Raw genomic sequence first — 12088 nt, 5'->3', positions numbered from 1 at the left:
CTCAGCGCCAAAGTTCAAACCGCCCGTTTGGCCCGCGGGCCTTTCGCCGTATCTTCAATCACCCAGCCCTGCTTCGCGAGCTGATCCCGTATCTTGTCCGAGCGCTTGAAATCCTTGGCTTTGCGGGCTGCCTGTCGCTCCTCAACCAGAGCCAACACGTCGCCCGGCACTTCGGATTTGACGGGCATTCCGAAACCCAGCACTTGATCGATGCCTTGCCACGTTGCAAGAATCGCCGCAGCCTCACTGGCCGCAATCGTCCGCTTGTTGGCTTCCCGGATAAACTCGAACAACGCGCCGAGCGCGGCGCTGGTGTTCAAGTCATCGTCCATTGCCGCATCGAACCGCGCTTGAAGATCGGAGACCGTGCCGGCGGGCACCGCGTCGAGTTTCAGAAGGAATTCGTCCATCCGCTGCAACGCCGAGCGCGCGGCCTGCAGGCCGTCCATCGTAAAATTAAGCGGGTCGCGGTAATGCGCGGAGAGCAGGACGTAGCGGATTTCGCGGCCGCTCCAACCTTTCGCCAGCAAATCGCGGAGCGTGTAGTAGTTGTTGAGCCGTTTGCTCATCTTCTTGCCTTCCACGAGCAAGTGGGCATTGTGCAGCCAGTACCGGACGAATGGCTTCCCGGTCGCCGCCTCGCTCTGGGCAATTTCATCCTCATGATGCGGAAAGACTAGATCTTCGCCACCGCAATGGATGTCGAACGTCTCGCCGAGATGTTGGATACTCATCGCACTACATTCGATGTGCCATCCGGGTCGTCCTGGACCCCACGGCGAATCCCATTTCACGTCGCCGTCTTTCTCGTCCCACGCTTTCCACAGCGCGAAATCGGCCATTTCTTCCTTATCGTAGTCGTCGCTCTTAATGCGCGCAACCGCCGTGCTCGGATCGCCGACCTGCCGATGTGAAAGCTTGCCGTATTCGGGAAACGACTTGATCGAATAGTACACGCATTTATCGTCGCTGACGTAGGCATGGTTCCCGGCAATGAGCTTTTCGATCATCGCAATCATGCCGGGGATTGCCTCAGTCGCGCGCGGGATAATATGGGCACGTTTGACGTTGAGCGTGTCGAGGTCGGCCAGAAACGCGTTCGCGTATAGGTCGGTGACTTCCTTCAACGGCTTGCCGGATTCGCGAACTTTGTTGATGATGCGGTCTTCGACGTCCGTGATGTTCATCACGTGCGTGACGTTGAATCCGCGGTATTCAAGCCAGCGGCGCAACAAATCGTCGAACATGAACGCGCGCAGATTGCCGATATGGACAAAGTCGTAGACGGTCGGGCCGCAGGTGTACAGGCCGACGTGCGGCGCTTTGAGGGGAACGAATTCTTCCTTCGTCCGGGTGAGTGTGTTGAAGAATTTCACATCTCCACCGAGGCGATCGCTACTACAACAATGCCTTCTTCGCGGCCGGTGAATCCCATGTGCTCGCTGGTAGTGGCCTTCACACCCACTTGTGTCGCGGCGATGCCCATGTTCTTTCCCAGAATCTCCTGCATCTTCGGGATGTGCGGGGCCATCTTCGGCGCTTGGGCAATAATCATGGCGTCCACATTGTTGATGTTCCCGCCCGCTTTCCGGACGCGCTCCGCGCACTCTTTCACGATGACCATGCTGTTCATGTCCTTGAACTTCATATCGTTGGGCGGGTAATACTTCCCGATATCACCGAGCGCCGCCGCTCCCAGCAACGCATCCGCAATGGCGTGCGCCAGCACGTCAGCATCGCTATGGCCTTCCAACCCAACCTCGTGCGGGATTTCGACTCCTCCCAAGATGCATTTGCGGCCAGCGGCAAAACGATGCACATCGATCCCGATTCCAACGCGGTTCATAAGATTGCGGAGCTTACCCTACCCCCGCATGTGAAGCAACGCCGAGAAATCGCGTGGGCAGGACCTCTTCCACAACCCGCTTTCCGACCCGAAACACGCGGTACGCTTTCGCCCGTGGTCGCGAACTCACGGCTTCGACAAACCGCCGGCCGACAAAATGCGCGGCAGCGCCGTCATCGAGGGCAAATCCATCGGGGAGTTGACCCTTGGCAATAAAACGAATCAATGTTGGTCGGCGCTGCTTCTCCCCGTCGTAATGCGGACACACTGACCCTGGCAACAGCCCCAAGCCATCACGCAAAGGCGCCAGCGGTCCAAATGAATCCGTGCTGCACGCTTCAAACCAGCAATTGGCCCCCGTGCTGATACCCGCCAGGACAATCCCCCGCCGCCAGGCTTCCCGTAGCGCACGATCAACACCATGAACGCGCCAAATCGCCAGCATATTGGCCGTGTTTCCGCCCCCGACATAGATCACATCTTGCCGCAGCAAGAACTTCGCGGCGTCCAAATGGGTTCGCTTGAAAAGTCCGAGGTGCGAGGCTTCGCATTTACGCCGGGCCATTGCGTTGTAGAATTTCTGAAAGTAGCTATCACTATCGCCAGTGGCGGTACCCAGAAAACAGATTTTCGGGCGACGTTTACCTGACAATCCAAAAATAAAATCATCCAACACAGGATTGTCGGGCTCGTCGCTGAAGCCCCCACCGCCTAATGCCACAATGTGCCTCTTTGTCATGACCGCACCCGAAGTAATGCCTCAGCCATGGCCAGATCCGATGACATGGTGATCTTCAGATTCAGAAACGGTGTCTCGACCAAATGAACTTTCTGGCCCAGCGACTCGACCGCAGCCGCTTCATCCGTCACCAGGGCCTTATCCGCAAATATTTTCGTGTATGCTTCCTTGAGCAACGCATAACGCACCGTCTGCGGCGTCTGGACCGCCCACAGCCTCGTGCGATCCACCGTGCGGACAACAGTCTTATCGTCGTTAACTTCCTTGATCGTATCGACAACCTTCGTAGCTGCAATCCCTGTCTCGAAAGAGCGGGCGCTGGCAATGGTCGATGCAATCAGTGCTGAAGTCACCAAGGGCCGGGCGCCGTCGTGGACCGCGACAATTTCCGTGGCAGGATCACATTTCTCCAGGCCGTTCCACACTGAGTTCTGGCGCTCGACGCCGCCATCGGTAACAGCGACCACTTTCTGGAAGCCGAACTCGCGAACGATCTGCTCCGCCTCTTGCGCATAATCGGGACGGCGCACGAGGATGACCGTATCGACCGCACCGCACAGCTCAAACGCCGCCAGCGAGTAGCAAATGATCGGTTTACCGAGAAGTTCGATGAATTGCTTGTTGGAGCCGCCGCCCATTCGCGTCGAGCGCCCGGCAGCCAGCACGATGGCCGTAACCATGTGCGGGAGACTAACAGAACTCAGTTTACAGGAGCAAGCCTGCCCCGCTCTTCGGCGGGCGACCCGGCCTCGGTGTGGCCGGTGTACCCGGCATTGCCATTGACCACTTCAGCAAACGCCATGCGGCCCGCGGCCGTTTGCAACACACTGGCGACGGTGACCTCGATCTCGTGGCCCACGAACTGGCGGGCATGGTTCACGACGATCATCGTCCCGTCGTCGAGATAGGCGATGGCTTGTTGCGGTTCGCGCCCCTCCTTGATGAGGCGAACCGTGAGCTTCTCGCCCGGCAAAACGACAGGGCGCAAAGACTTGGAAAGTTCGTGAAGGTTGAGTACCCTCACGTGCTGCAGCTCGGCAATCCGATTGAGGTTGTAGTCATTGGTTAGAATCTCGGCCGGCAGCATCTTGGCCAACTGCACCAGCTTGGCGTCCACTTCCTTCACGTCGGGCAGTTCGTTCTCATGGAACTTCACTTCCACGCGCGGGTTGAGCTGGAGCATCTTGAGCACTTCGAGGCCGCGGCGTCCGCGCACACGCTTGATTTCATCCCCGGCGTCGGCGATGTACTGCAATTCATCGAGTACAAACCGTGGCACGATGAACACAGCATCGAGAAAGCCGGTCAGGCAAACTTCCTGGATGCGGCCGTCGATGATGATATTGGTGTCGAGCAACACGAGCCGCTCGGGTTTGTTCTCCTTGATGAACTTCACGTAAGGGATAACGAGGTTGAACTCGTCCTTGGCGCGTAGCGCGATCACCATCGCGAGATAGGTGCCGACCACGTACATGACAATCTGCGCAATCAGTTTCGGCTCTTCGTCGATGAACTTGAACAAAACCGAATTACCAATGAAGTAGCTGATCGTGAATCCGACGAGAATGCCAAACGTGGCGGCCGAGAGCCCACGCAACGAGAAGCCTTTCAGGGCCTTGTCGATACCGATGAACGCGCCACCGCCGACCAGGCCGATCAGGATGGCGATAACGGGGTGCTGTGCCCACTGATCCTCCAACTGCGAGATGGACCAACTCCCCATCACACAGAGGATCAGGAAAAAGATTCTTAACATTAACAGCGTCATAGCTCTAAACCCATCTCTCGGGGAGCAAAAGCAGCAGGTTTAAGGCCAGAGAATAATTCCCGGCGGGCGTCCGGCTACCTGGACGGCGGCGTGGAGTCCGTGCCGAAAATAAGGGTTCCGCCGCCGCTTTGGACGGGTCGTGCAGGTTGCGGAACAGTACCGCGCCTCGGTTCCTCGATGGTTTTCGGGGTCGGCCGGTTGCCCTCCTTGTACAGGAGGCCGTATTTGCGCCAATTTTGTACGAGGTGCACAATTTCGTCATGCAACGTTGGATCGACGAGCAATTTACCGACGGTTCCCTCACCCTTCTCCAGTCGCGCGAGAATATCGTTCACCCGTGCGGTGCTTTCGGCCAGGTTTTTCATCGCCGCGCGGATGTCATCCTGATTCGCGCTGACAAGTTGGTCGACATTACTGGCGGTCTTGCTGAGATTATCGGCGGCGTCCGAGAACCGTGTCAGCGTATTGTCCACTTTACCGCGGTTCTCATCGACAATGTTGCGCAGGCTTAACGTCAAGCCGACGGCGTTACTGCTGGCCACGTCGAGGTTGACCAGCGACGCGTCGATATGGTCCAGGCTCTGGCGGCTCAACACTGTCTCGTCGATGCGTTGAATGGCCTTGTCCACCCGTTCGATTGTCCCGGACGCTTGATGCAACACCTCGGCAACACCATGGATTGCCTCGGTCAGATCTGCGCTTGCAGATCCCTGGACAGTGGCCCCCGCTTCGAGGAACGCGTTGGTCGCCCCCTGGGGAACCACGTCGACATAGCGGTCCCCGAGCAGTCCGGATTGGTTAATAACGAATCGGGCATCGCTCCGGATCTTCACTGTCTGATAAATATCCAGTTTGACGTAGATTTTTAGCATGCCTTCCTCGTCGAGCGTGATGTCGCGCACCTTGCCGACGGCGATCCCACCGTAGAGCACACTGGCATCCTTGACGATGCCTCCGACGTTTGCGAAGACGACGGTAATCTGGTAGGTCTTCGTCGCCAACCGCTCGTACTTGCCAAACTTGAGGATCAAGCCAGCGACCAACGCCAGGCAGATCACCACAAAAATACCCACTCTGAGTTCAGTGAACCGTTGCTGTGCCACGCTGCACCTCCTGAGTTTCGTCACCCACGCCTGTAATGAATTGCCTCACGACGGGGTCTTGCGTCGCCTGGATCTCTTTTGGGGTCCCGACCACATGGATCTTTCCCTCGTGCAACATCGCGATACGATCCGCAATCCTGTACGCACTAACCATGTCATGCGTCACGGCGACCCCGGTGACGTGTAATTGATCATGCAGGCACCGGATCAACTGGTTGATATTGTCGGCGCGAATGGGATCCAGCCCCGTCGTCGGCTCATCGTAGAGCACGTACTTCGGGTCGGCCACGACCGCGCGCGCCAAACCCGCGCGCTTGCGCATGCCGCCGCTGAGTTCGGCTGGTTTCTTGTCTTCGGCCTTCAATAAATCCACGATGGTCAACGCTCTCTCGACGCGCTTCCGGACCTCGGCCTCGGGAAGGTGTTCCTCGCGCAGCGGAAACGCCACGTTGTCGTACAGCGTCATCGAGTCGAAGAGCGCCGCGCTCTGGAAGAGAAAACCAAATTCCTTGCGGATCGGCGTTATTTCTTCTTCGTCCAGCGGCACAATGTCCACGCCGTCGACCAGGACTTTGCCCTTGTCTGGCTTGAGCAACCCGCAAAGGTGTTTCAATAGCACACTTTTGCCGCCGCCGCTACGTCCGATGATGACGACGGTCTCGCCGTCGGGAATTTCCAAGTCCACGCCGCGCAAGACCTCCGCGCTGCCAAAGCTTTTCCACAATCCCTCAATGTTGATCATGGCGGAATGATCGCGTTGAACAACACCGCAATGAAGAAATTGGCGATTAGGACCGTCAGCGAAGACACCACGACGGCCTGCGTCGTGGCGCGCCCGACGCCCTCGGCTCCTTCGCCAGCGTGGAAACCCTTGTAACAGGAGATCAACCCGATAAATATGGCGAAGAAGACGGACTTGATCAGGCCGCTCATCACATCTTTCGCTGACGTGAACTTGTACATGTTCGTCAGAAAATACGCCTTATCGATCCCCAGCATGTCCACCCCGATCAGATAGCCGCTGAAAATCCCAAAGAACATCGCCTCCGCTGTCAGCAGCGGCAACGCCAACAGCAGCGCCAGGAACCGTGGCACCGCCAGATAATCAACCGGGGCCGTTCCCATCGAACGCAGCGCATCCAACTGCTCCGTGACTTTCATCGTGCCCAGTTCCGCTGCGATCGCCGCCCCCACGCGTCCGGCAACCATCAACGCCGTCAAGACCGGGGCCAGCTCGCGGGTCATGGCCACGCTCACGACCGGGCCAACCGCCGTGTCCATTTTCACCTTGTGAAACTGGTTGTAGATTTGATCGGCAAACACCATTCCCGTGAACGCGCCGGTGATGACGACGACAGCCTGTGATTGCCAGCCGATCTTGTAGATCTGCTCGATCATTTCCGCCCAACGTGGCCGCTTCGAAAACGCGGTCTTGAAGATGTCGATCAGGAGCAGCAGCAGCGCGCCCAACTGATTGAGTTGGTCGAGCATCACCTCCCGGAAACTGGCCAGTGCAGCAGTCATGTCGCGGCAGCATAAGGAAGTGGTCAGACCGTTGCAAGCCCGCCGTAGGGACAGGCCGCGCCTCCTCGAAAGCCAGAAGCCGCCCCGGGCTTCTCCGGGACGGCCTCTTGTGAAGCAACAACTATTTCTAGCTGGCGCTGGCGGCGAGCTGGTTGAAATCCAGCTTGCCGTCGCCGACAGTGATTTCGATCGTCTCGCTCGGCTTGATATTGCCGCGCAGGATTTCCTCGGCAAGCGGGTCCTGCAGGTATTTTTCCACCGCGCGACGCAAGGGACGCGCGCCAAACTGCGGATCGTAGCCCTTCTCAATCAGGAAGTCGGTCGCTGCCGACGTGAGGCTGATCTCAACGTCCTTGTACTTGAGGCGACTCTTGACCTTCTCGACCTCGAGATGGACGATCTGGCCCATATCAGCCTTGGTCAGAGTGTGGAAAACAATGACATCATCGAGGCGATTCATGAATTCAGGCTTGAACGCGCGCTTGGCTTCCTCGAGCAGCTTGCCCTTCATATCTCCGTACACGTGTTCTTCCTTCGCGGGCGCGAAACCAAGTTCACCCGCCTTGCGAATCGTGTCGGCGCCGATGTTCGAGGTCATGATGACAGCGCAGTTGCGGAAGTCCACCTTGCGACCGAGCGCGTCGGTCAGATGACCATCCTCCAGAATTTGCAAGAGCATGTTCATAACGTCAGGATGCGCCTTCTCGATTTCGTCAAATAGCACGACCGAATATGGGCGGCGACGCACGCGTTCCGTCAATTGGCCGCCTTCTTCATATCCGACGTAGCCCGGAGGCGAGCCGACGAGACGCGAGACGTTGAATTTCTCCATGTACTCGCTCATATCGAGTTGGATGAGCGCGTCCTGATCGCCGAACATGAACTCCGCGAGCGCACGGGCCATCAATGTCTTGCCCACGCCAGTCGGGCCAAGGAACACAAACGAGCCGATGGGACGGTTCGGGTCCTTGAGGTCGGCGCGGCTGCGGCGTAGCGCCTTGCTGATCGCCACGACAGCCTCGTCCTGGCCGATGACTGTCTTGCGCAGTTCGGCCTCCATCTGGAGCAACTTCTCGGCATCCTTCTGTTCCATGCGGCTTAGGGGTATGCCGGTCCATTTGGCGACAATCTGCATGATGTCGTCTTCAGTAATGACAATCTGCTTCTCATCGCGCGCCTGGCGCCATTCCGCGAGTGTCTGTTCCAGATTTTCCCGCGCGTGCTTTTCTTTGTCACGCAGACTGGCGGCCAATTCAAAGTCCTGCGCTTTGATCGCTGCCTCTTTTTCTTCTTTGATCTTTTCGATGTCGCGCTCCGAATCCTGGATATTCGGCGGTCGCGTCATCGATTGAATGCGGGCGCGGGCGCCGGCTTCGTCCATGACGTCAATTGCCTTGTCGGGTAGGAATCGGCCGGTGATGTACCGGTCCGAAAGCCGTGAAGCCGATAGCAGAGCTTCGTCCGAGAATTTGGCGCGATGATGCTCCTCGTACTTTGGACGCAGACCCTTCAGGATCTCGACGGTCTGCTCCACGGTCGGTGGCTCCACCACGACGGTTTGGAAACGGCGTTCCAAAGCAGCGTCCTTCTCGATGTACTTGCGGTATTCGTTCATCGTGGTTGCGCCGACCACCTGCAACTCGCCCCGCGAGAGCGCAGGCTTGATGATATTGCTGGCGTCCATCGCGCCTTCGGCGGAACCGGCGCCGACAATGGTGTGCAATTCATCGACAAAGAGAATGACGTTCTTCGAGCGCTTGATCTCGTCCATGACGGCCTTGATACGCTCTTCGAACTGGCCGCGGTACTTCGTTCCCGCCACCATCAACGCTAGGTCGAGGGTCACAACCCGCTTGTCGCGCAAAATCTCGGGGACATTGCCCTTGGCAACTTCCTGCGCGAGGCCTTCCACGATCGCGGTCTTACCAACGCCCGCTTCGCCGAGCAGCACGGGGTTGTTCTTTGTGCGACGGCACAAAATCTGGATGACGCGCTCGATTTCATTCTGGCGGCCCACGACCGGGTCAAGTTCGTTTTTGCGGGCCAATTCGGTCAGGTCGCGTCCGAACATGCGCAGGGCTGGCGTCTTCATTTCCTTCTTGCCGCCGCCGGCTTCGCCTTCTTCGACACCACCTTCGCTCGGGGTGAAATTGGGATCGAGCTCCTTGAGAATCTCATTGCGGCACCGCTCGATATCAACGTCGAGCGACTTCAGGATACGCGCGGCGGCGCCTTCACCTTCGCGGAGCAGGCCGAGCAGGATGTGCTCAGTGCCCACGTAGTTGTGATTGAGTTGCTTCGCTTCCTTCTGCGCCAGCGCGAGGACCTTCTTCACCCGCGGGGTGTAGGGAATGTTGCCGACCATCTTGGTCTCGGGGCCGGTGCCGATTTGTTTCTCCACTTCCATGCGGACGGTCTCGAGATCCAGGCCCATCTTCTGGAGAACGTTGACCGCAACGCCCTGGCCCAGCTTAATCAGACCGAGCAGCAGATGCTCAGTGCCCACATAGTTGTGGTTGAACCGGTCCGCTTCCTTGCGGGCCAACGCGAGCACCTGTTGTGCTCGCGGCGTGAAATTGTTCATTTCCATCACCCTCCTCTCATTCTGGTTCGACTGTACCGCTCTCCAGGGGCGGCCGGTCGCTCAGATTCGGTTTTGAAATTCCCGCCAACTGCGCGCGGATCAGTTCGGCCCGCGCAATGTCGCGTTCCTCGGCAGACAACTTGCGTGCGGCAGCTTTTTGGACGTGCGCTGGCTGCGAGAGGATGAACATTTCATCCACCGTGACCCGCGCTGTCGCCGGAAACATCTCTAAATCTACCCCCATACGTACCAGACTAAGCAGGTTGAGTGCCTCTTTGGAGCTGATTGTATGTGCATTGCTTAGAATGCCATACGCCCTACCGATTTGATCATAAACCAGTTTGGGCTTCTTTTCAAGCAGCGTGACCCGCGCATTCTCCTCGTGCTCAATAATCTGCAAAATTACCTTGTTAAGGCGCTCGATCACTTCCGACTCTTTTTCGCCCAAGGTCGTCTGATTGGAGACTTGGAAGACATTCCCAAGCGCTTCTGTTCCTTCCCCATACAAACCTCGCACCGCCAGGCCCAGTTTATTGACAGCCTGCACGACCTGGTTGATTTGGTCGCTCAAGACCATGCCCGGCAGATGCACCATGGCCGAACCGCGCATCGCCGTACCCACGTTTGTCGGGCACGCCGTGAGGTAACCCAGCTTCGGTGTGAACGCATAATCAAGATGTTCTTCCAGTTCCGTGTCAACTTTGTCGATAATCTTGAAAATATTCTTGAGCTGCAGGCCCGACTTGATGGTCTGCATACGCAGGTGGTCTTCCTCGTTGATCATGACGCTGATCGTCTCACGGTCATTAATGACCACCCCGCTGCCGACATTTTTGGCCGCGTGCTCGCGGCTAATGAGATGCCGCTCCACCAGCACCTGCTTGTGAATCGCGCTGATGTTGTCCATCGAGTCGCCGAAGTGGTCGGCCATCTCCGGCAGGCTTTCCACCACCGGCTGGATCATCCCCAGCAGTTTCTGGCGCTCGGCCTTTTTGGCCCAGCCGGGGAACGGGAAATCGCGAATGTTCCGCGCAAAACGGACCCGTGACGACATGACGATCTTGCAGTTGGGTCCGTCGGCCTTGACCCATTCTCCCGGGCTTTTCAGCAAATCCTCGATCTTCATGTTCGCATTACTCCGAAGAACGCACCGCGCTCCCCGTTTTTTTTAACTTCGCCTCAAGCTCGCGAATCTCGTCGCGAACCTGCGCCGCGTCCTCATACTTTTCCTCGCTCACCGCCTTCTCCAACTGTTCCGAGAGCTCGCGGATCTTCCCGCTCAACACCAGCGTGTGCATCGCCTTCGTCGGCACCTTGCCGATGTGATGATCCCCCTTGTGCATCGCCTTCAACAGCGATGCGAGCCCGACCTCGAAGGTTTCCCAACACGCGCTGCAACCGAGCCGCCCGGTCTTCTTGAAATCCGCGTGGCTGAAGCCACAAACAGAACATTGTGCGCCCGGCGATTCGACCTTGATGTCCGTCCCGAGCCCCACCAGCAAATCTTCATCGAAGCCCGCGGATGCTTCCACGCCCTTTTCTTTGGCGCAGGTCTCGCACAGATTCGCCTTCAACAGCTTCCCTCCCACAATCTTGGCGAGGTAGACTGTCGCGTCAGCTTTTTTGCAAATGTCGCAGACCATGTGTTACTTCACCCCGATCGGCGTTCCCTCGGAACGCGTCAACTTACGGAAGTCCTCCGTCAATTTCAAGGTCAGGTGGCCCGGCCGCCCGGAACCGATGATCCGCCCATCGATGCTCGAGACGGGAACGATCTCCGCCGCTGTACCCGTGAGAAAAACTTCGTCCGCCGTCGCCAGATCGTAACGCGTCAGGTTCGGCTCACTGACCACAATCTTGCGCTTCGCGGCCAGCTCGATCACGACCTGTCGCGTGATGCCAATGAGCGCGCCCGCGCTGACGGGTGGCGTTTCGAGCCTGCCGCCGCGGACAATGAAAATGTTATCGCCGGTACATTCAGCGACATGTCCCTGTGCGTTAAGCATAATTGCCTCGACCACGCCGGCGTTCACGGCTTCGATCTTCGCCAGGATATTATTGAGGTAGTTTAGCGACTTGATCGACGGACTGACTGCCGCCGGATTCGTCCGCTGGGTGCTCGCGGTGATCAGCTTCAACCCCTTGCGGTAAGCTTCCTCGGGATACAGTTCAATTCGATCCGCGATAATGAAGATGGTCGGGTTCTTGCAACGGAACGGGTTCAATCCGAGGTAGCCGACGCCGCGCGTGACGACGAGCCGAATGTAACCGTCTTTCAGTTTGTTCTGCCGGCACGTCTCGCAGCACGCCTCGACGAGTTGCTCCCGCGCCAGCGGAATCGCCAGCATGATTGCTTTCGCCGAATTGAAGAGCCGATCCAGATGCTGGTCGAGACGGAAAATTCGTCCGTTGTACACGCGGATTCCTTCAAAAACACCGTCGCCATACAACAATCCGTGGTCAAAGACCGAAATCTTCGCCTCGTCTTCCGAAACATATTTACCATCCAAAAAAATCTTCACAG

At 57.7% G+C, this 12088-nt stretch carries 12 protein-coding genes; all 12 read right to left on the bottom strand.

The window, feature by feature from the left end; all coding sequences use genetic code 11:
* Window positions 1-14 precede the first annotated feature (14 nt).
* Entirely contained in the window at window positions 15-1376 is a 1362-nt protein-coding gene (cysS, locus tag VNL17_12320) for a cysteine--tRNA ligase (GenBank protein HXI84862.1), read from the bottom strand.
* A complete protein-coding gene (gene ispF / locus VNL17_12315; GenBank protein ID HXI84861.1) occupies window positions 1373-1846 on the bottom strand; it encodes a 2-C-methyl-D-erythritol 2,4-cyclodiphosphate synthase in 474 nt (157 codons plus the stop codon). Before ispF ends, cysS begins: the two co-directional genes overlap by 4 nt.
* 13 nt (window positions 1847-1859) lie before the next feature.
* The gene (locus tag VNL17_12310) at window positions 1860-2585 is read right to left on the bottom strand and encodes a peptidase E (GenBank protein ID HXI84860.1); all 726 of its coding nucleotides are present in this window, start codon (window positions 2583-2585) and stop codon (window positions 1860-1862) included.
* Window positions 2582-3265, bottom strand: a complete 684-nt coding sequence (gene ispD / locus VNL17_12305) for a 2-C-methyl-D-erythritol 4-phosphate cytidylyltransferase (GenBank protein HXI84859.1) — start codon at window positions 3263-3265, stop codon at window positions 2582-2584. Before ispD ends, VNL17_12310 begins: the two co-directional genes overlap by 4 nt.
* A 20-nt stretch (window positions 3266-3285) precedes the next feature.
* Window positions 3286-4341, bottom strand: coding sequence for a PIN domain-containing protein (locus VNL17_12300; GenBank protein ID HXI84858.1), 1056 nt, complete (start codon window positions 4339-4341; stop codon window positions 3286-3288).
* Between the two features lie 86 nt (window positions 4342-4427).
* Window positions 4428-5456: an MlaD family protein gene (locus VNL17_12295; GenBank protein ID HXI84857.1), complete on the bottom strand. Its 1029-nt coding sequence runs from the start codon at window positions 5454-5456 to the stop codon at window positions 4428-4430.
* Window positions 5434-6198, bottom strand: a complete 765-nt coding sequence (locus VNL17_12290) for an ABC transporter ATP-binding protein (protein HXI84856.1) — start codon at window positions 6196-6198, stop codon at window positions 5434-5436. Before VNL17_12290 ends, VNL17_12295 begins: the two co-directional genes overlap by 23 nt.
* A complete protein-coding gene (locus tag VNL17_12285; GenBank protein ID HXI84855.1) occupies window positions 6195-6980 on the bottom strand; it encodes an ABC transporter permease in 786 nt (261 codons plus the stop codon). The genes VNL17_12290 and VNL17_12285 overlap by 4 nt, the downstream gene beginning before the upstream one ends.
* A 127-nt stretch (window positions 6981-7107) precedes the next feature.
* Window positions 7108-9570: an ATP-dependent Clp protease ATP-binding subunit gene (locus VNL17_12280; protein HXI84854.1), complete on the bottom strand. Its 2463-nt coding sequence runs from the start codon at window positions 9568-9570 to the stop codon at window positions 7108-7110.
* A gap of 10 nt (window positions 9571-9580) precedes the next feature.
* Entirely contained in the window at window positions 9581-10690 is a 1110-nt protein-coding gene (locus tag VNL17_12275; protein HXI84853.1) for a protein arginine kinase, read from the bottom strand.
* A 7-nt stretch (window positions 10691-10697) separates the two neighbouring features.
* Window positions 10698-11207: a UvrB/UvrC motif-containing protein gene (locus VNL17_12270; protein HXI84852.1), complete on the bottom strand. Its 510-nt coding sequence runs from the start codon at window positions 11205-11207 to the stop codon at window positions 10698-10700.
* 3 nt (window positions 11208-11210) lie between these two features.
* Complete coding sequence (ilvE, locus tag VNL17_12265; protein HXI84851.1) at window positions 11211-12086, bottom strand: branched-chain-amino-acid transaminase; 876 nt, start codon at window positions 12084-12086, stop codon at window positions 11211-11213.
* Between the last annotated feature and the right edge of the window lie 2 nt (window positions 12087-12088).

It is taken from the genome of Verrucomicrobiia bacterium (genome assembly GCA_035577545.1).
In the GTDB taxonomy this organism is placed as follows: Bacteria; Verrucomicrobiota; Verrucomicrobiia; order Palsa-1439; family Palsa-1439; genus Palsa-1439.
The sequence above is the reverse complement of the archived record's forward strand: the minus strand, read 5'-3'. Positions and strand labels throughout refer to the sequence as shown.